Source organism: Halomonas sp. YLB-10, from assembly GCF_003856855.1.
Taxonomy (GTDB): Bacteria; Pseudomonadota; Gammaproteobacteria; order Pseudomonadales; family Halomonadaceae; genus Halomonas; species Halomonas litopenaei.
Genome location: NZ_RRCU01000005.1, coordinates 298,593 through 317,206, shown reverse-complemented (window position 1 = coordinate 317,206; position 18,614 = coordinate 298,593). Strand labels below are relative to the sequence as shown.

The 18,614-nt window shown below is 62.1% G+C and carries 14 protein-coding genes and 1 pseudogene; 9 read left to right on the top strand and 6 right to left on the bottom strand.

Features of this window, described 5'->3' with window-relative positions; genetic code table 11:
* Nucleotides 1-10 precede the first annotated feature (10 nt).
* On the top strand, nt 11-1,567 hold the full coding sequence (gene ahpF / locus EBB56_RS13555) for an alkyl hydroperoxide reductase subunit F (RefSeq protein ID WP_124804589.1): 1,557 nt from the start codon (nt 11-13) through the stop codon (nt 1,565-1,567).
* 242 nt (nt 1,568-1,809) lie between these two features.
* On the opposite strand, the gene EBB56_RS13550 is transcribed toward ahpF, so the two are convergent.
* The 4 genes from EBB56_RS13550 to dctP are packed head-to-tail and all read right to left on the bottom strand — an operon-like array spanning nt 1,810 to nt 5,343.
* Nucleotides 1,810-2,481: an RraA family protein gene (locus EBB56_RS13550; RefSeq protein WP_045992346.1), complete on the bottom strand. Its 672-nt coding sequence runs from the start codon at nt 2,479-2,481 to the stop codon at nt 1,810-1,812.
* A gap of 11 nt (nt 2,482-2,492) precedes the next feature.
* On the bottom strand, nt 2,493-3,797 hold the full coding sequence (locus EBB56_RS13545) for a TRAP transporter large permease subunit (protein WP_045992345.1): 1,305 nt from the start codon (nt 3,795-3,797) through the stop codon (nt 2,493-2,495).
* Nucleotides 3,798-3,800: 3 nt separating this feature from the next.
* Nucleotides 3,801-4,316: a TRAP transporter small permease gene (locus tag EBB56_RS13540; RefSeq protein WP_045992344.1), complete on the bottom strand. Its 516-nt coding sequence runs from the start codon at nt 4,314-4,316 to the stop codon at nt 3,801-3,803.
* A 13-nt stretch (nt 4,317-4,329) separates the two neighbouring features.
* Entirely contained in the window at nt 4,330-5,343 is a 1,014-nt protein-coding gene (gene dctP / locus EBB56_RS13535) for a TRAP transporter substrate-binding protein DctP (RefSeq protein ID WP_185696439.1), read from the bottom strand.
* A gap of 638 nt (nt 5,344-5,981) precedes the next feature.
* On the opposite strand from dctP, the gene EBB56_RS13530 reads away from it, so the two are divergent.
* The 8 genes and pseudogenes from EBB56_RS13530 (at nt 5,982) to EBB56_RS13490 (ending at nt 15,718) form a co-directional block, all read left to right on the top strand.
* On the top strand, nt 5,982-6,977 hold the full coding sequence (locus EBB56_RS13530; RefSeq protein ID WP_124804587.1) for a LysR family transcriptional regulator: 996 nt from the start codon (nt 5,982-5,984) through the stop codon (nt 6,975-6,977).
* Between the two features lie 382 nt (nt 6,978-7,359).
* Nucleotides 7,360-11,850: pseudogene (locus tag EBB56_RS13525) on the top strand (RHS repeat-associated core domain-containing protein); the annotation flags it as partial.
* 387 nt (nt 11,851-12,237) lie between these two features.
* Nucleotides 12,238-12,690, top strand: a complete 453-nt coding sequence (locus tag EBB56_RS13520) for a DUF2247 family protein (protein ID WP_124804585.1) — start codon at nt 12,238-12,240, stop codon at nt 12,688-12,690.
* 112 nt (nt 12,691-12,802) lie between these two features.
* The gene (locus EBB56_RS22210; protein WP_260425369.1) at nt 12,803-13,366 is read left to right on the top strand and encodes an RHS repeat-associated core domain-containing protein; all 564 of its coding nucleotides are present in this window, start codon (nt 12,803-12,805) and stop codon (nt 13,364-13,366) included.
* On the top strand, nt 13,327-13,923 hold the full coding sequence (locus EBB56_RS13505) for a suppressor of fused domain protein (RefSeq protein WP_124804583.1): 597 nt from the start codon (nt 13,327-13,329) through the stop codon (nt 13,921-13,923). The genes EBB56_RS22210 and EBB56_RS13505 overlap by 40 nt, the downstream gene beginning before the upstream one ends.
* Before the next feature lie 224 nt (nt 13,924-14,147).
* On the top strand, nt 14,148-14,951 hold the full coding sequence (locus EBB56_RS13500) for an RHS repeat-associated core domain-containing protein (protein ID WP_260425363.1): 804 nt from the start codon (nt 14,148-14,150) through the stop codon (nt 14,949-14,951).
* 12 nt (nt 14,952-14,963) lie between these two features.
* On the top strand, nt 14,964-15,323 hold the full coding sequence (locus EBB56_RS13495) for a hypothetical protein (protein ID WP_124804582.1): 360 nt from the start codon (nt 14,964-14,966) through the stop codon (nt 15,321-15,323).
* Between the two features lie 62 nt (nt 15,324-15,385).
* Nucleotides 15,386-15,718 carry a hypothetical protein gene (locus tag EBB56_RS13490; protein ID WP_124804581.1) on the top strand — a complete coding sequence of 111 codons (333 nt, stop codon included), beginning with the start codon at nt 15,386-15,388 and terminating at the stop codon, nt 15,716-15,718.
* Between the two features lie 394 nt (nt 15,719-16,112).
* Here EBB56_RS13490 and EBB56_RS13485 read toward each other — a convergent pair whose 3' ends face one another.
* A complete protein-coding gene (locus EBB56_RS13485) occupies nt 16,113-17,831 on the bottom strand; it encodes a thiamine pyrophosphate-binding protein (RefSeq protein WP_124804580.1) in 1,719 nt (572 codons plus the stop codon).
* Nucleotides 17,832-17,870: 39 nt separating this feature from the next.
* On the bottom strand, nt 17,871-18,614 hold the full coding sequence (locus EBB56_RS13480; protein ID WP_124804579.1) for a CoA ester lyase: 744 nt from the start codon (nt 18,612-18,614) through the stop codon (nt 17,871-17,873).

Genomic DNA, 18,614 nt, shown 5'->3' with positions numbered 1-18,614 from the left:
TGCCGCTGTCATGTTGGACGACTCTCTCAAGCAACAGCTGAAAGCCTATCTCGAACGTGTCACCCGCCCCTTCGAGCTTGTCGCCACCCTCGATGACGGCGACAAGTCCAGGGAACTCCACGGCCTGCTCAGCGACATCGCCGCGCTCAGCGACCACATCAGCCTGTCCACCGAAGGCACGGACCCACGCACGCCGTCGTTCGCCCTTTATCGTGATGGCGCCCCCACCGGGGTGGTGTTCGCCGGCATCCCCATGGGCCACGAGTTCACCTCGCTGGTGCTGGCACTTCTGCAGGTCGGCGGGCATCCGCCCAAGGCCAGCGCCGAGGTGATCGAACAGATCCAGGCGCTGGACGCGGACATTCACTTCGAGACCTACTTCTCGCTGTCCTGCCAGAACTGCCCGGACGTGGTCCAGGCGCTGAACCTGATGGCCATTCTCAACCCGCGGATCTCCCACGACGCCATCGACGGCGCCCTGTTCCAGGATGAGGTCGAGGCCCGCGAGATCATGTCGGTGCCGAGTGTCTACCTCAACGGCGAGCCCTTCGACCAGGGCCGCATGACCCTCGAGCAGATCCTGGCCAAGGTCGACACCGGCGCCGAAAAGCGTGAAGCCGAGAAGATCAGCGCCAAGGAGTCCTTCGAGGTGCTGACCATCGGCGGCGGTCCCGCCGGAGCAGCCGCCTCCATCTATGCCGCGCGCAAGGGTATCCGCACCGGCGTCGCCGCCGAGCGCTTCGGCGGCCAGGTGCTCGACACCATGGCCATCGAGAACTTCATCTCGGTGCAGGAGACCGAAGGGCCCAAGCTTGCCACCGCGCTTGAAGAGCACGTCAAGCAGTACGACGTCGACATCATGAACCTGCAGCGTGCAGAAGCTCTGGTGCCGTCAAGCGAGCCGGGCGGCGAGCACGAGGTGCGCTTCGCCTCCGGCGCCAGCCTGCGCGCCAAGACGCTGATCCTGGCCACCGGCGCCCGCTGGCGCGAGATGAACGTGCCCGGCGAGGCCGAGTACCGCAACCGCGGAGTGGCCTACTGCCCGCACTGCGACGGCCCGCTGTTCAAGGGCAAGCGCGTCGCGGTCATCGGCGGCGGCAACTCCGGCGTCGAGGCGGCCATCGACCTGGCCGGCATCGTCGCCCACGTGACCCTGTTCGAGTTCATGGACGAGCTGCGTGCCGACGCCGTGCTGCAGAAGAAGCTGCGCAGTCTGCCCAACGTCGAGATCATCTCCGGTGCCCGCACCACCGAGATCAACGGCGACGGCAACCGCGTCACCGGCCTGAGCTATGAAGAGCGCGCCAGCGGCGAGCTCAAGCAGGTCGAGCTGGAAGGTGTGTTCGTGCAGATCGGCCTGGTGCCCAACACCGAATGGCTCAAGGACTCGCCGATCGAGCTCTCCGAGCGCGGCGAGATCATCACCGACGCCCATGGCATGACCTCGGTCCCCGGCATCTTCGCCGCCGGCGACGTCACCACCGTGCCCTACAAGCAGATCGTCATCGCCGTGGGGGCAGGTGCCACCGCCGCCCTCGGCGCCTTCGACTACCTGATTCGTCAGTAAGGTCGAGCCCTCGACCACGACAAAGCCGTGTTCCCTGAAGACACCGTCTGGCTTTCCTGGCCGCGGTGTCCACGACCAGGAAGGTCGTGACTAGCCTGCCGCCCTTCGGGGCGGTTTTTTTTGGTCTGTTGGTCGTGCAGGAGAGACCAATGTCAGTTCGATGGTGTCAGTCGATGTTCGACCATGGCACTTGCGCGACCCGAATGTCAGCGGAAGACAGCTTGCCGACGGCGTCAGCGTCGTTAGTTCGACGGCGTCAGCCGGTTTTCGACCATTGAACTTGCTCCGCTGATGTCCGGAAGGCACTCGCCCTGGGCCAGTCGCTCAAGGATGCGTTCTTCCTGGCGCTGCAGTTCCAGGGTGTGGTCGATCACCGCGTCGACCTCGGAGGGCGGCAGCACCACCACGCCATTCTCGTCGGCCAGCACCACGTCGCCGGCGGATACCACCACCCCACCGACGCTGACCGGCAGGTTCATGGCGCCGCCCTGGTCGGCGAGCTTGGTGGTCAGCGACGAGACGCCGCGGCTCCACACCGGGAAGCGCTTTGCGCGCAGGGTCGCAAGGTCGGTGGCGGTGCCGTCGATGATCACCCCGGCCAGTCCCAGGTGCGAGCCGACCTCGGTCAGCACCCCGCCCCAGCAGGCGTGACGACGATCGCCCTGGCGATCGATCACCAGCACATCGCCGGGACGCAGAAGGCGCATGGCGTGGTTGAGCAGGGTGCCGTCTCCCGGCGGCAGCGACAGGGTCACGGCGACCCCGGCCACCCGCACCTCGTCGAGCTGGCAGCGGATCTCGGGGTCGATGAAGCCCTCTTCGCGGAAGTGGCCGATGGTGGCGGTCTCGCACTCGAGCAGGCGCTGATGGCGGGCGGGGTCCAGCGGGGCGGGCAGGTCAGCGATGGTGTACACAGCGTTTTTCCTTATATCAGGCTCGGCAGCCAGGTGATCAGTCCCGGCACCCAGTACAGCATCAGCATGCCGAACAGGAAGCACAGCACGATCGGCCAGGCGGCGGCGTAGATGGTCGGCATCGACACCGAGGGTGCCCCGCCCTTGACCGCGAACAGGTTGTAGCCGAACGGCGGGGTCAGACTGCCCACCGCCAGGTTGATCAGAAACAGCGTCCAGAACCACACCGGGTCGAACCCGTAGGCCTTGAGCAGCGGGGCGTAGATCGGAATGACCACCATCATGAAGGCGATCTGGTCGATGAACATGCAGGCGATAAGCGGGATCAGCATCAACAGCAGCAGCATCAGGCCGGTGTCCAGATCCATGGCGGTGGCGGCGGCCACCAGCCCGGAGGTGGCCCCGGTAAAGGACAGAAGCTGACTGAACAGCTTGGAGCAGGCCAGGATGGTGATGATCATGGCGCTGATCGACAGCGACGACAGCAGCGCCTGGCCGGCCATCTTGAGGCTGAACTTGCGGTAGTAGAAGGCCACCAGAATGGCCCCGAGCACGCCGGTGGCGGCGGACTCAGACGGCGTCGCCACCCCCAGCATCATCAGCCCCAGCACCGAGAAGATGATGATCGAGAACGGCGCCATGTTGGCCAGCGCCCGACCGCGCTGGCGCCAGTTGCCGCCGCCCGAGTCGTCCACCGCCGGTGCCCGCGACGGGTCCAGCATCATGCGCACCACCACGTAGGTCACGAACAACCCGGCCAGGAGCATGCCCGGAATGATACCGGCGATCAAAAGGCGAGCGATGGAGACGTCGACCATGGAGCCGATGATGATCACCAGAAGGCTCGGCGGGATGATCGGTGCAAGGCCGGCACCGCCGAGGATCAGGCCGATCGACAGACGGTCGTCGTAGCCACGCTGCTGCATCGTCGGCAGCGCCGAACGGCTGAGCATGGCGGTCACCGCCAGGGCCGAGCCGGACAGTGCGCCGAACAGCGTCGACAGGGCTACCACGAAGAAGTACAGGCGGCCCTTGATGCGCCCCATCAAGGTGTCGAGGGAATCGAAGATGACGTCGATGGAGCCCGATCGGAACAGCAGCTCGCCCATCAGCACGAACAGCGCGATGGTGGTCAGCGTCTCCGAGGTGACGGTGTCATAGACGCTGTTGGCAAACAGGCCGAAGCCGGCGCTGCCCATCAGCCAGAAGGTGCCGGCCACGTTGATCGCCAGAAAGGCCACAAACACCGGCACGCCGAGGGCGAACAGCCCCATCAGCAGGGCGACGGCCAGGCCCAGGGTGACATACCACTCCATCGTCTACGCCTCCTGCCGTGGACTGTCGCTGGGCCACTCGACGGTGGCGGGCAGCAGCGCGCGCCGCAGAAAGTGCAGCGCGGTATTGGAAAAGCCGTAGCCGATAAAGCTCGACACCCACACCTTGGGGATATCGAGCCCCATGGCGGTGGTGGTGCCGCTGGCCAACTGGCGAAGGCTCTCGCTGATCAGCATCCAGGCCGCCAGCGCGCACACCGCCGCGGTCAGCAGCGAGGTGAAGCGCTCGAAGCCCTGTCGACGGGCGGCGGGCAGGCTGTCCTGCAGCACGCTGATGGCGATGTGCCCACGGGTACGGGCGAGTTCCGGCATGGCCAGGCTGGCCGACAGGCACAGGCAGTAGGCGACGATGGAGCTCGACCACAGGGTCGGGGCGTTGAAGAAGTAGCGGGCCACCACTTCGATCCAGAAACACACGACGATGCCACACAGGGTGGCACCGCCGAGGTAGAAGCCGAATCGCGTGAGGCCATCGTGCCAACGGGCAAGGGTAGCCAGCATGGGAGCGATCCGATCAGGGGGTCATGTCGTTGCTTTCGGCGATCTCGCGCATCTTGGCCACCGCCTCCGGCGACTTGTCGAGGCCGAGCTGCCAGATGCCTTCGGTCACCAGTTCGTCGAGACGCTCGGCGTCTTCCGGGGCGAACTCGGTTTCGTGCATGCCGAGCTCCCGCAGGCGCGCCCATTCCTCGACCGCCAGTTCGTCGAGCACCCCGGCGATCTCGCTTTCCAGCGCCTCGCCCTGGGCCAGCAGCACCGACTGCTCCTGCTCGCTGAGGCCATTGAAGGTGTCGAGGTTCATCAGCAGGTAGGTGTAGGTCTGGCCGAAGGTGGGCTTGGAGAAGTAGCCCGCCACCTCGTGCCAGCCAAGATCCTCGACGCCGTTGAGGCCCCAGGCGGCGCCGTCGATGACGTTACGATCCAACGAGGAGTAGACGTCGCCGCTGGACATCAGCACCGGCGTGCCACCCAGGCCCTGGGTCACGTTGGTGTAGGTGGGGCTGCCGCGCAGACGACGTCCCTCGAGGCCCGGCGAGCCTTCGATGGGCTCCTTGAGCACGTACTGGAAACCGCTGGAGCCGAGCGGCGGAATCGCCAGAAGCTTCAGGCCCAGCTCGTTGTAGTGGTTGTCGATGAAGTCCCAAAGGCCAGACTCGCGGGTCTTGGCAGGATCGACGAAGACCCCATCCATGGCCGCGCCGACACCGGTGGTGTTGGTGTGGTAGGCGCCGTGGGTGTAGAGCAGATCGAACACCCCCACCGAGACCGGCTGCAGCTGTTCGAACGGCGGCACCACGTCGGGGCCATTGAGGCTGATGGAGACCTCGCCGTCGCTGGCGCCCTGGACCTTGTCGATGTAGCGCTGGGCGACTTCGCGGGTGTAGGCCGAGGTCAGGTCGTAGCTCGACAGCATGCGCAGATCGGTGGCCTGGGCATCGGGTGACAGCACCGACAGTGACAGGGCAGACAGCGACAGCGCGGACACGGTCAGGATGGAGCGGGAGAGTCGGGACAGGGAGCGATTCATGGTCTTCCTCGCGTTTATGGTTGTTATCATCCGTGGCCGAGGCGGGATGCGTCCGGCAGAAGGATCTTCGATACCACTTCAATCTAGTCAGGCCGACACACCGGGGTCAATGGAAAGGCACCGATCGAGTTTTTCGATTTTTAATATGTAGAATTTACGGAATTTATACAACAAAATGAAAATATAAAAACCAGAAAAATAAAGAGCACTATCTTGTGAAAAATCTCGTATTAAAGGGCTATTACCTCGAAGTATTTTACGCCAAACATGATGAGACAAAACTCCAATAACGCCTGATAAACCATATAATACAACGACCTATATAAAACACCCTCTTTCGTATAGGCGCCCGCCAAGCTCCATCGTCGTTATTGCCACAGGCGACAATTTCGACACCCTATCGGCCACCTTTCAGCAGAAGAACAGCTCTTTCCAGCAAGAAGGGATCGACTCGCCTGGCCGGTTACCCTCGACCAGGCCGAAGCTGGCAGGAGGTAACCCATGCCCGGCAACGGCCGACGGTGTATTCTCTGACAACAGCTTGGCCAACCATACACAGGCCAACATCAGGGCGCCTTCGGCGAGGACAGATCGTCCGCACGAGCGCCTCTTGCTGACAGAAATGAAAGGAGCCGGTGATGCGGCCGATTCACGACACCCTGGACTGGAACCTGCTGCGGACCTTTATCGTCATCGTGCAGGAAGAGAGCGTGAGCAAGGCGGCGGTGCGCCTGTACCTGTCTCAGCCGGCGGTGAGCCTGTCGCTGAAACGGCTGGAAGAACGGCTGGGCCAGAAGCTGATCGAGCGCGACAGCCATCGCTTTCGGGTGACCCAGGCGGGTCAGCTGGTGTACCGCGAGGCGGTGGATATCTACGCCAATGTGGCACGCCTGGCGGCCTCGGTGGGGGAGTCGGACCCGGAGGTGGCCGGCCACGTCTCGCTGGCCTTTATCACCGGTATCCAGTGTCGCTTTCTCGACAGCGTGCTGGCGGCCTTCCATCACCGCTATCCGCAGATCACCTTCGAGATCGAGGACATGTCGAGTCAGGAGGTGCAGCACGCCCTGTCACAACGCCAGAGCGCGCTGGGTATCTGTCTGGCCCAGAGTTGCCCGGACAACCTCGACAGTCAGGTGCTGGCGCGCCAGCGCTATCGGCTGTACTGCGGGCGCAGCCATCGCCTGTTCGGCCGCGACAGCCTGCCCATGGAAGAACTCAAGCAGGAGGCCTACGTGTCCTTCGGCAGCGAGCAGCTCGACGGGGTGCTGTCGCCGCTGGCGGTGTTCCGCGCCCAGCACGGCCTCAAGGGCCCGGTGGTGGGGCAGTCCAGTCGTCTGCAGGAGATCCAGCGCATGGTCATGGCCGGCTGGGGCATCGGCTGCCTGCCGGAGCACCTGGTGGCTCGGCAGGTGGCGGACGGCGAGCTGTGGCCGCTGCCGCCCTACGACGGCGTGGCCGACATCGACCTGCACCTGATGTGGCACCACGAAGGCCGCGCCAGCGTGGCGGAGACAACCTTCATCGAGTTCTTCCTCACCTGCATGGCCAAGGTGCCCATGGAGCACCGCCTGACCACCGGTATCGACGTGGCCGACGCCGCCCAGGCGCCCCTCGCTTTCGACGATACGCCCTGACGAACGAGGATCGGAGCTGAGCCGGATACACCGACGTCGCCGGTCCTCCCCATTCACCAGCAAGACTCTTTGCACAGGTGTCTCCTGGGTCGTTTCGCGTTTGCACCAGAACGCGCCCTGCCCGCCCCGCGTCGATAACGCCTGAACTCGACATTTTGCGGCACATCTTGGACGACATGGATGTTTCTGGCGTAAGCCCCCTCTGAAAGCACCTTCTTCCTGCTGTCCCGGCCTCGCCTCGCCAGTAGGATCCTCCAGAGTCGGACCACGGCGTCGTTCAGGGAGGATCCACCGTGCCATCTACCCTCGTTCCTTCATCCCCATCTCATGAGCTGCCATCGGTACCTGGCGACCAGCCAAACGTGACGGGAGGGCACTGAGGATGGATGACGGCATGATCCCCGGGCATCGGCCCTTCCCCACCGAGGCCATCGCAGACACCGGCCAGCGCCCGGCCGTGCCGACCGAATTCACCGCCGATGAGCACGGGGGCGGCCTTATCCCCCTGAGGGAACAGCTCAACCATCGCCGGGTGATCACCGCCGAGCCCTACAGCGAAGGCGAGACCCCGGAAGCCGTGATCATGATGGACGTGGAGGAAGGTTCCGTCACGGTACTCAACGTGGTCGTCCAGGCCGCCTACATGCTGCCGGTGGTCGGTAACGTCATGGCCATCGGCGACGTCGCCCGCGACGTGGTTGACCTCGATGGCAACGACGCAGACGGCACGCCGAACTACCAGAACGTCTGGCTCTGGGCGGTGCTGGTGATCGACGCCATCGGTCTGGTGCCCGCCTTTGGCAACGCCTCCCGCCCTATCCGCGTGGGTACCCGCGAAGGCATACAGGCGTTTGCCCGCGGTGAAGGCGTCGACATCGCCGCAGATATCCTGCTCAACATGGCCGGCGGTGCGGCGATGGATTTTCTGGCAGAACTCGACTCCAAGCTCGAGGAACAGAAACCGAAGCTGTTGCGCGAAATTGACACCATCGTCGGCAAACTCGCCGAGTTCATCAACAACCCGGTCGATGCCGCCACACAGCTCAAACTGATCGACGAGAACCCCGAGTGGTGGAACCTTCTCGAGAAAGGCAAGCGTGTCGTATTCATTGCCTTTGACCGCCTGCTCGAGGCCTTTGGTGACGACCGTCAGCGCCTCATCGCCTTTCTCGGCCAGCTCGGCGGGATGGCCAGGTCCATGGTCAACGCCGGGTTCGAGCGCCTGTTGCCAATGATACGCGACCTGGCCCAGGCGACTCGCCGCCGGTCGTCGCAACGTGGGGGCATCAATCACCAGGGCACCGCCGTCACCGGGCAACGTACGGTCCACTACCTGTCGGCAGACAATCGCCAGACCACCCGCCACGAAGCCGAGCCAAGCGCCACTCCGGCCGGCTGCGTGTGCTCGCTGCATCGCCCCACCCCCACCAGTCCCAACCCCGTGGACTATGTGATGGGTGACGAGAACCTGTGGCACACCGACTTCAGCGTACCGGGACTGATCGACGTCGAATGGACCCGCTACTACCGCTCCAGCATCGACGAACTCGATGACAGCGAGCTGGGCGCCCGCTGGAGCAGCCCGTTCCATACCCGCTTCGAGGCCCTGGGCGAGCAGTTGACCTTTATCGACAGCCTGAACCGCGCCCTGCCTATCGCCCCCCTCGAGGTCGGCGGCAGCCGCTTCCTGCCGCGTGAAAGCGTGACCCTGGAACACCCCGACAGCGAGCACTACCGGCTTCACTACCTCGACGGCAGTCAGGAGCTCTACCGCCGCATCGGCAAGTCCGGGCGGGGCGAGCGCGTCCACTTCCGCCTGGTCGAGCAGCGCGAGCGCGACGGCCGCGCCCTGCACCTGAGCTATCGCCAGGGCCGACTGGACCGGCTGACCGACGGCGCCGCCCTGCTGCTGCGCTTTCACTACAGCAGCGCGGGGTTGCTGGCCAAGGTGGTGCGCCACTATCCCGGTGCGGACGTCACCAAACACAATGACGAAGCCGCCGAGGCGCACGAGCCCGAGGTGCTGGTCCGCTACCAGCACAGCGCCGACGGTGATCTGATCGAAAGTCGTGATATGCGCGGCTACACCCGCGAGTACCGCTACCAGCACCATCTGGTCACTCGCTACACCCACCTCAGCGGCCTGGCGGTGGAGCTCGAGTGGGACTGGCCGGGCAAGGCCGAGGGCGCCCTGCCCGCCGCTCACGACGCGCGCTGCGTACGCAACCGCCAGGAAGACGGCAGCGAGGACACCCGCTTCGAGTACCATCGCGGCCTGTGGTACACCCGCGTCACCGACGCCGACGGCGTGGTGACCTTCTACCGCTACAACGATCACAACCAGATCGAGTCGATCACTCACCCCTTCCAGCCAGCACTGGGCAGCGAGCACTGGCGCTGGGACGAGCACGGCCGGCTGATCCGCCATATCGACGGTGAGGGACGCACCACCCACTATCGCTATGACGACCAGGGCCGGCTGATCGAGACGGTCGATCCCCAGGGCCTGAGCACCCGCATCGACTACGACGACAAGGGCCTGCCGGTGCGCGTCACCGAGCCTGACGGCCGCGAACGCTCGCTGCGCTTCGATGAACGCGGCCTGCCGCTGCAAGAGATCGCCCCGAGCGGGCGTGTCACCACCTTCCGTCACAACGCGCGCGGCCTGCCCACGGCGATGACCGACGCCGCCGGCAACACCTACCAGTATCGCTGGAACGACCAGGGCCGGCTGATCAGTGCCAGCGACTGCTCACGCAAGACCACCCAGTTTCGCTACGACCATCGCGGCTGGCTGATCGAGCGCCGTGACGCCGCCGGGCATCGCACCCATTACACCCGTGACGCCACCGGCCTGCTGTTGAGCGTCGAGCACCCCGACGGCGCCATCGAGCACTTCTCCCACGACGGCGAAGGCCGGCTGACCCAGTATCTCGATCCCACCGGGCAGCGCACCCGCTATCGCTACAATGGCAAGGGCCAGCCGATCGAGCGCCGCGACCCCATGGGCCAGCGTTTCGCCTACCACTACGACCGCCTGCTGCGGCTCTCGGCGCTGACCAACCAGAACGGCGACCGCTGGCAGTTCCGCTATGACGGCGGTGGACGACTGATCGAGGACACCGGCTTCGACGGGCGCACCCGCCACTACCGCTACGACGATGGCGGTGCCCTGATCGAGCGTCGCGAAGGTGAGCTGATCACCACCTTCACCCGCGACGCCATGGGCCGGGTGCTGGAGCGCGAGAGCCAGCGACCGGGCCAGCCCGCGCTGACCACCCGCTACGGCTACGACCCGCTGGGACGCTTGACCCGCGCGGCCAGCCGCCACAGCGAGACGCGCTTTCACTTCGACACCGCCGACAACCTGATCGCCGAGGTGCAGCGTCATCAGCTGCCCAACGGCGGTGACTACTCCAGCGTCACCCGCCACACCCACGACGCCTTGGGTAACCGCGAGACCACCACCCTGCCCGACGGTCAGACCCTGGCCTGGCTGCGCTATGGCTCCGGCCATGTCCACGCCATGACCCTGGACCAGCGCGAGCTGATGGCCTTCGAGCGCGACGACCTGCATCGCGAGGTGCGCCGTCACCAGGGCAGCCGCGAGGTCGAATCACGCTTCGACCCGCAGGGACGCCTGATCGAGCAGCACATCCGCACCCTCGAAGCATCCGTCGAGGACCGCCCCCGACACCCCACCGTCAGACGCCAGTGGCACTACAGCGCCAACGGCCTGCTCAGCCAGGTGGACGACAACCTGCGTGGCACCACCCGCTACGGCTACGACCCGCTGGGCCGGCTGCGCCAGGCAAGCGCCCCCGGCCTTGAGGAGGTGTTCGCCTTCGACCCGGCCGGCAATCTGGTCGATCCCGTGCCGCCAGAACGAACCAGCGAAAACGGCAGCAACACCCCGCCCTCCGACGCCACCCGCTGGCGACGCGAGCGCCCCCGCGATCACCTCGACCACGGATCCGAGGAGCGCATTCGCCTCGATTACCCAGGCGCACCGGCCAGCCTGTCGCCGGCCATGGGCAACCTGCTCAAGCGCTACGCCGGCACCCACTACCACTACGACGCCAGCGGCAACCTGACCCGACGCATCGCCCCCGGCGGTGAGACCTGGCACTACCAGTACGACCCCGAACACCGGCTGATCGAGGCCTGCCACTACCCCCATGCACCCGCCGCGGGCGATGACACCCTGCCGCGCATGCGCGCCCGCTACGCCTACGACGGCCTCGGCCGACGGGTGTGGAAAGAGGTGAACCGCCAGGGCCAGCCCAGTGAGCTGACGGTGTTCAACTGGGACGGTGACCTGCTGCAAAGCGAAGAGCGTTTTGTCGGTGGCCTGCCGCCGCTGTTTCGCCCCGAACGGCTCGAACTGGCCCGCGAGAACCCCGAGCGGCCTCACTCGCTGCCCATCGCCCAACGTTGCCATCGGCTCGAGTACCCCGGCCTCACCCCCGAACGGCGGGTGATCTACCTGTTCGAACCCGACAGCTTCGTGCCCGCCGCCAAGCTCGAGAACCGCTTCGAGGCCGTCCACACCCGCAGCGGCACCGGGGCGGTGCTCTATACCGAACACCAGCCAACCGAGCCGACCCTCTACAGCATCCACACCGACCACCTCGGCACCCCGATGGAGCTGGCAGAATGCGACGGCAAGCTCGCCTGGGTCGGCCACTACCGCGCCTGGGGCAAGCTCATCCAGGCCAGTGACGGCCACGGCAACCCCAGCACCACCGACAACCCCCTGCGCTTCCAGGGCCAGTACCTGGATGACGAAACCGGGCTGCACTACAACCGCCATCGGTACTATGATCCAGAGACGGGACGCTTCACCACCCAAGACCCCATCGGCCTGGCCGGCGGCGAAAATCTGTACATGTACGCCCCCAATCCGACAGGATGGGTGGATCCGCTGGGGTTGAGTAGCAGAAAAGAATGCAATTGCCAACTTTCCGGTTCGGTTTTAAACAGCCCTCGCACAGGAAATGCCAACAAATTAGATGAAGAGCATGCATTCCCAGACATCGTCGATAATTATTCTGTTCGGGCTCAGCGCTTCGACATAGAAACGAAAGCACCGGGGGGTACAGTTGATAGAATTTCTGAGCTGAGACAAGTCGAGGGGAGTTTAAATGGAAAAGAGGGTGTTTTTGAATGGATTGTTGATCGTGGTAATGTAACACATAGAAGGTTTATTGCGGGAGGTACAGTGACGGGTTTCCCTAATCAAACGCCAAGTAGATAAGACATGTTGACAAAACTGCTTTCTAAGTTAGACGTTTTAACCATTGGAGTCGCTGCCTACGGTTACTCGCGACGATGGATAAACAAATGTGAACTGGGGTACTTGGCAAGCGCTGTTGTTGAGAAAAATAGGCTGTCAGAAGACTCAGAGTTAATCTACTTGTCCGCCCCAGGAATATTGGAGGATGAAGAGCTGGACAAACTAGTCCATATCGCAATAAAAGATGAAAAAGAGGATGCCATGAAAAAGATATGGTTGCTTTGCCACCTCTTAGAAATAGAGCAATCTGAGATGAAAGAAGATGATAAGCTTGCTACTCTTCAAGACGTTTATGTGAAATTCAACTACCCTGAAAACATGTCCGCGTGCAGCATTTACTCTCAGGATAAAACACCGCCTCTTATGGCAATGTCATGTCTGATATCTAAATTAGAGAAAGATACAGAGAGCTTTTAGGAATATCATAGAAGACATTTAATTAACGGAGCGAAGTGGCAGTCTCAATGAGCAGGTGCAACACGGCGGTCTCGATGAGCAAGTGCAACACCTGATCGATCACTATGCCTAGATCGGCCACTACCGCGCCTGGGGCAAGCTCACCAAGGCCAGTGACGGCCACGGCAATCCCAGCACCACCGACAACCCCCTGCGCTTCCAGGGCCAGTACCTGGATGAAGAAACCGGGCTGCACTACAACCGCCATCGGTACTATGATCCAGAGACGGGACGCTTCACCACCCACGACCCCATCGGCCTGGCCGGCGGCGAAAATCTGTACATGTACGCCCCCAATCCGACAGGATGGGTGGATCCGCTGGGGTTGGCTAAAGGCACTAATGAGCGAGGACAAATTACAAGCAGAACATCGTGGCGAAAAAGCACGGTTAGAGCCACTAGGGAGAACGCAAACGAAGGGCCATCAGGCGGGCGTTTATGTCCAAAGTGTGGAGTAGAGGTAAATGTAGCTCCAGAGACAGGGCCTAGAGATTGGCATATAGAGCATGATCCAACTCCATGGTCAAATCGAGATTTTCCTGACGATGTAACGAGGCCACAAGTCATAGAGAACTATCAAGAAGGAGTCATATTGAAATGCCCAAGATGCAATATGTCAGAAGGAAACAGGAAGTAAAAAACACTTTCATAGATCACTTCGAAAAAAGTCTAGGCGAGATAGAGAAAGGGTGGAGGATCTCCACTCTTTCTCGTGACATTCAAGTAGTAAAGAGCCACCCAGAATACTTCGACGGAGTGGTAGCTTACTCTACGCTTGGTTTAAGCAGCCGCCCGTACAGGCTGAAAAACTCTGAAAAAAACATCAGATGCGAGCTTTTCCTACTAATCCCTCAGGAATACAAGTTTTCTCACATCCCTTCGATATTCGAAGATGTTGTCAACATTATGGATTCTGAAGGAAATGCATTCTCTCGAGGAGACATTATTGGACCAAAAGGAGAACTTTTCAAAGGCTACAGATTTACCTCTTTGTATGTCGCACCTTCGTTTGTTCTTCCAGATTTTGCAAATGAATTCTTAATAGAAGGAAATGAAGTTATTTTTATATGGTTAGTGCCAATAACTACTAGCGAGTGCGAATTTGTAAAAAACCAGGGTTGGGAGATGTTTGAAAATCGCCTAGAAGAGGATGATGTCGACGCAGTTGATATCGAGAGGTCAGCTGTCGTATAAATTTTGCTCTCCATCATTGGGTGTGGAATTCCCTCATGAAGCGAAAACAACCGTGAGCGCTATCGCCATAACATTGAGCCTGGTCAGTTGCTGCGCACACTTGCACCTGACCCGAGCGGCGGGAGCAGATTTGCACGGCTCCACCCACATTTCTTCATACCCCCAGTACCAGCACCATCTGATCGCCCACTACACCCACTGCACGACACGAACCCGACAGCTTCGTGCCCGCCGCCAAGCTCGAAAACCGCTTCGAGGCCGTCCACACCCGCAGCGGCAGCGGCGCGGTGCTCTACACCGAACACCAGCCAACCGAGCCGACGCTCTACAGCATCCACACCGACCACCTCGGCACCCCGATGGAGCTGGCAGAATGCGACGGCAAGCTCGCCTGGGTCGGCCACTACCGCGCCTGGGGCAAGCTCACCCAGGCCAGTGACGGCCACGGCAACCCCAGCACCACCGACAATCCGCTGCGCTTCCAGGGCCAGTACCTGGATGAAGAAACCGGGCTGCACTACAACCGCCATCGGTACTATGATCCAGAGACGGGACGCTTCACCACCCAGGACCCCATCGGCCTGGCCGGCGGCGAAAATCTGTACATGTACGCCCCCAATCCGACAGGATGGGTGGATCCGCTGGGGTTGGAAGTATTTGATGTGGGGAGCTACCAAGACCTTAGAGGTGCTGTGCGTGGTGGGCGAACAGGGTTAGATGCCCACCATGCTGGTCAGAAAGTGGTAATGCGAGATCTGATTTCCGGCTATGATGCCAATACGGCACCCGCAATATTGGTTCCTAAAGAAGGCCACACTTTGTCGAAAGAGGGGGTTGGCATTGTATCTAGAAGCAAAATAAACTCAACGACCGGACAAGTTTTCGAAAATCCAAGAGATCTACTAGCCAGAGATATTCGAGAGTTAAGAAGAGTCTACCCCGAGGCTCCTAACAGTCAATTGCAAGAGCTAATAGACAAAAATAAAGTGATGTACCATGAAATGCGAAGATGCCGCTGCAATCGATAATGGAGAGGATAAATGAACAAAGACACCCAGGTTGTCGAATCTATTCTTTCTGAGCTTTTAGAAGATGTTTTTGAAAGCTATCGAAGTAGATTATCAAACTCTTCAGTTGTCAACAAAGATCAGAATGATCCATATTCTAGAGCAAGGCAAGCACTCAATAAAATGTCTACTGAGGAAAGGCAAGCAATCTTCAATTTCATTAAACTTGCGATGGTGGACACATCCTCCTTGATATTTGGAACAATTGATGGTTCTCATTTCCCCAAAAATATTGATGGAGATTTTTCCCTTGAGTATAAAAAAGACGAAATACAAGGCTCTTTGCAAGATGCGCTTATTGCTAAAGCTGAGGAACTCGGAGTTTACAATTAAGCTCCCCAGAGTACCGATTTCGCGGCTACATCCGCGCCTTCTTTAAACTCGTTTTCAATTCGATGAAATATGAAATCAAAGAAATTTCGAAAAACAGAAAATGGCATCGTTTTGCCGACACTCCTCCAGATCCAGACGCTATCGCAGGGGTAGCCATTGATACTGTTGACAAATCGCCAATCTACGGCGTAAGGGAGCCCACCGAAGATGGATACTCAGGATGGTATATTTGGGCTGGAGAGTACAGCAACGCTGCTGATTTTTTTAAACCCATTCATGTGCGACATATGAAAGATTTTTTCCCAATTGTTGAGAAATACCTGTCATTACCACCCGGGTGCAAATTCATCGTTGACGATAAAGGGTATGAGGATATTTGGGCTGAGGACAATTAAAGGGCTCTTCGACATTAGGCGTGGAATTCAACATGACGAATATACTGATCTCATGACGACTCCACCAACCAACACACCCGTTATCGACTCTTCAAAACGACAAGCGGCAAGGGCCAGCCGATCGAGCGCCGCGATCCCATGGGCCAGCCGGCGCCCACCACCCGCTACACCGAATCACCCTTGTGGTGCCAATTTCGACAAGGCGTTTTTTGGTAAATCAGAAGCTTACGCGCCCAACTATCGAACCTTGGCGGTCACACCTGACCAAGCCCGCGCGGGGTCGATCCCCCTGCTCAGCGAGTCTTCTGAGGCTTTAATCCGTCGCTACACGGGCCTGGACCAAGGCGCTACCGCTGCTTCTTAGATCGGCACTAGCGCGGCTTATGCAATGGCGCTATCGCGCCAGGGCAGCCTCGCGGATGGCACTCAGGCGCTTGCCCGGGGCGATGCCGTCGGCCTCGTAGCGCAGTTCGATCAGCGCCGGACGGCGTTCGCGCTCGGCGAAGGCCAGGGCGCGCTCGAAGGCGGCGTCGAAGTCCTCGTCACGCTCGACGATCTCGCCCAGGCCACCGTAGGACTCGACCAGGGTGGTGAAGGCCGGGTTGGTGAAGGTCAGGGCGATCTCGCGGCCGGGGAAGTCGTTTTCCTGGTGGGCACGGATGGTGCCCCACATGCCGTTGTTGAACAGAAGGATCACCAGGCCGACGTCGTACTGCAGCGCCACCCCCAGCTCCTGCAGGTTCATCTGGAAGCAGCCGTCGCCGGCGAAGCACACCGCCGGGCGGTCGGGGTGCTCGAGCTTGAACGAGATCGCCGCCGGCAGGCCGTAGCCCATGGAGCCCACCGTCGGCGCCAGCGAGCTGCCGAGCCCGGCGAAGCGCACATAACGGTGGGCGTACAGCGCATAGTTGCCGGCCCCCACGCTGATGCAGCCCTGGCCATCCAGGCGACGATCGACGCTGGCGGCGACCTTGTCGAGACTCAGCGGCCCCGGGGCCGGCTGGGGCTCAAGCGTCGCCAGGTAGTCGGCGCGCGCGGCGCGGGTCTGGTCGGCCCAGCGCGGAGAGGTGTCCGGCGCCAGTCCGTCCAGCGCGGCGGCGAAGCCCACCACGTCGGCGTTGATGGCAAGCTCGGCATGATAGACCCGGCCCAGCTCTTCGGGATCGGGGTAGACGTGCACCAGCGCCTGGCGCGGGGTCGGCGACTGGATCCACGAGTAGCCTTCACTGGTGGCCTCGCCCATGCGGGTGCCGACGGCGATCAGCAGATCGCTATGCTCAAGCCGCCCGCGCAGGGCGTCGTCCATGGCGAAGCCGACGTGGCCGACAAAGCGCGGGTCGCGCTGGTCGAAGCACTCGAGCCGGCGCCAGGCCACCCCCACCGGCAGCTCGAAACGTTCGGCGAAGGCCGCCATCTGGGCCTGAGCCTGTGCCGTCCAGCCGCTGCCACCGATCAGCAGGAAGGGCCGCTCGGCCTCGGCCAGACGCGCCTTGAGCGCCTCGAGCTGAGCCGCGCCGGGGTGGGAATGCAGCTTGGCCATGGGCTGGGCGTCGGCCACCTCGGCTTCGCCCCACAGGGTGTCTTCCGGCAACGCCAGCACCACCGGACCGGGACGCCCGCTGGTGGCGACGCGATAGGCCCGGGCGATGTACTCGGGGATACGATCGGTGGCGTCGATCTGGGCCACCCACTTGGCCATGGGGCCGAACATGCGGCGGTAGTCGATCTCCTGGAAGGCCTCGCGCTCGACGAAGTCGTTCCCTACCTGGCCGATGAACAGGATCATCGGGGTCGAGTCCTGAAAGGCGGTATGTACCCCGATGGAGGCGTTGGTGGCCCCCGGGCCACGGGTCACGAAGCAGATGCCCGGCTCGTTGGTCAGCTTGCCGTAGGCCTCGGCCATGTAGGCGGCGCCGCTTTCCTGACGACAGACGATGGGCTCGATGGCGCCCCGATGCTCGTTGAGGGCGTCGATGCAGGGCAGATAGCTTTCCCCCGGCACCAGGAAGACCCGGCGGGCGCCGTGGGCGCGCAGCTGGTCCATCAGGATCTGGCCGCCATTACGGCGCGCAAGGGACGTGGTTGGCGAAAGCGTGGAGGCTGGCAGGCTCATGTCAGGGTTCTCGATATCGTTGTTGGTGGTGAAGGCGGTTCAGGCGTCTGTCAGGGCGCGGTGCAGCGGGGCGATCTGTTCGGGCAGCACCACGCAGCGGGCACGAAAGCCCCGCGCCATGGCCCACTCGAGGTCTTGCTCGAAGCCCTCTCGGTAAGGCCAGGGGCCGTCGATGGCCAGACACTCGGCCTTGGCGCAGGCGTCGACGAAGCGCTGGCGCCAGGGCGCCAGGGCGCTAGCCCGTTCGTCTGGCGCGGCGTCGGCGGCGATGCCCAGATCACGCGACAGATCGCCACTGCCGAGAAGCGCCGCGCTCACCCTTGGGCTTGCCTTGAGGATCTCCGCTGCGGCGCCCACACCGGCGGCGCTCTCCAGCGTCGGTATCAGCGCGGTACAGCCCTGTTCGAGGCCGACGCGACGCTCTTCGCGGGCCAGTGCCAGGGCCAGCAGCACGATGTCCATGGAGGACTCGACCTGGGGCAGGAAGATGGCCGCCGGTCGTGCCCGCATCAGCGCCGCCAGCTCGCCCTTGCCGCCCTGGGTCAGCGGGTTGATGCGCGCCATGGGGAGCCTCTGGCGCTGCCGGCAGCGCTCGGCGAAGGCGACAAAGTCGTCGCAGGCCTGGCGGCGATCGGCGGCCGGGGTGAACTCCTCCAGGTCGACGATGATGGCCTCGGCGCCGCTATCCAGCGCCTGGTCCAGGCGTGCCGGGTCATGCCCCGGCACGAACAGCCAGCTGCGACACTGGGCCAGGGACGAAGGAGTCGGAATCAGGGGCTCCAT

What these genes read in the sequence shown, in the direction of transcription:
- ahpF (WP_124804589.1), top strand. Translation starts at nt 11, where the DNA reads ATGTTGGACGACTCTCTCAAGCAACAGCTGAAAGCCTATCTCGAACGT.
- EBB56_RS13490 (WP_124804581.1), top strand. Translation starts at nt 15,386, where the DNA reads ATGAAATATGAAATCAAAGAAATTTCGAAAAACAGAAAATGGCATCGT.
- EBB56_RS13495 (WP_124804582.1), top strand. Translation starts at nt 14,964, where the DNA reads ATGAACAAAGACACCCAGGTTGTCGAATCTATTCTTTCTGAGCTTTTA.
- EBB56_RS13485 (WP_124804580.1), bottom strand. Translation starts at nt 17,831, where the DNA reads ATGAGCCTGCCAGCCTCCACGCTTTCGCCAACCACGTCCCTTGCGCGC.
- EBB56_RS13505 (WP_124804583.1), top strand. Translation starts at nt 13,327, where the DNA reads ATGCCCAAGATGCAATATGTCAGAAGGAAACAGGAAGTAAAAAACACT.
- EBB56_RS13530 (WP_124804587.1), top strand. Translation starts at nt 5,982, where the DNA reads ATGCGGCCGATTCACGACACCCTGGACTGGAACCTGCTGCGGACCTTT.
- EBB56_RS13545 (WP_045992345.1), bottom strand. Translation starts at nt 3,797, where the DNA reads ATGGAGTGGTATGTCACCCTGGGCCTGGCCGTCGCCCTGCTGATGGGG.
- dctP (WP_185696439.1), bottom strand. Translation starts at nt 5,343, where the DNA reads ATGAATCGCTCCCTGTCCCGACTCTCCCGCTCCATCCTGACCGTGTCC.
- EBB56_RS13520 (WP_124804585.1), top strand. Translation starts at nt 12,238, where the DNA reads ATGTTGACAAAACTGCTTTCTAAGTTAGACGTTTTAACCATTGGAGTC.
- EBB56_RS13480 (WP_124804579.1), bottom strand. Translation starts at nt 18,614, where the DNA reads ATGGAGCCCCTGATTCCGACTCCTTCGTCCCTGGCCCAGTGTCGCAGC.
- EBB56_RS13540 (WP_045992344.1), bottom strand. Translation starts at nt 4,316, where the DNA reads ATGCTGGCTACCCTTGCCCGTTGGCACGATGGCCTCACGCGATTCGGC.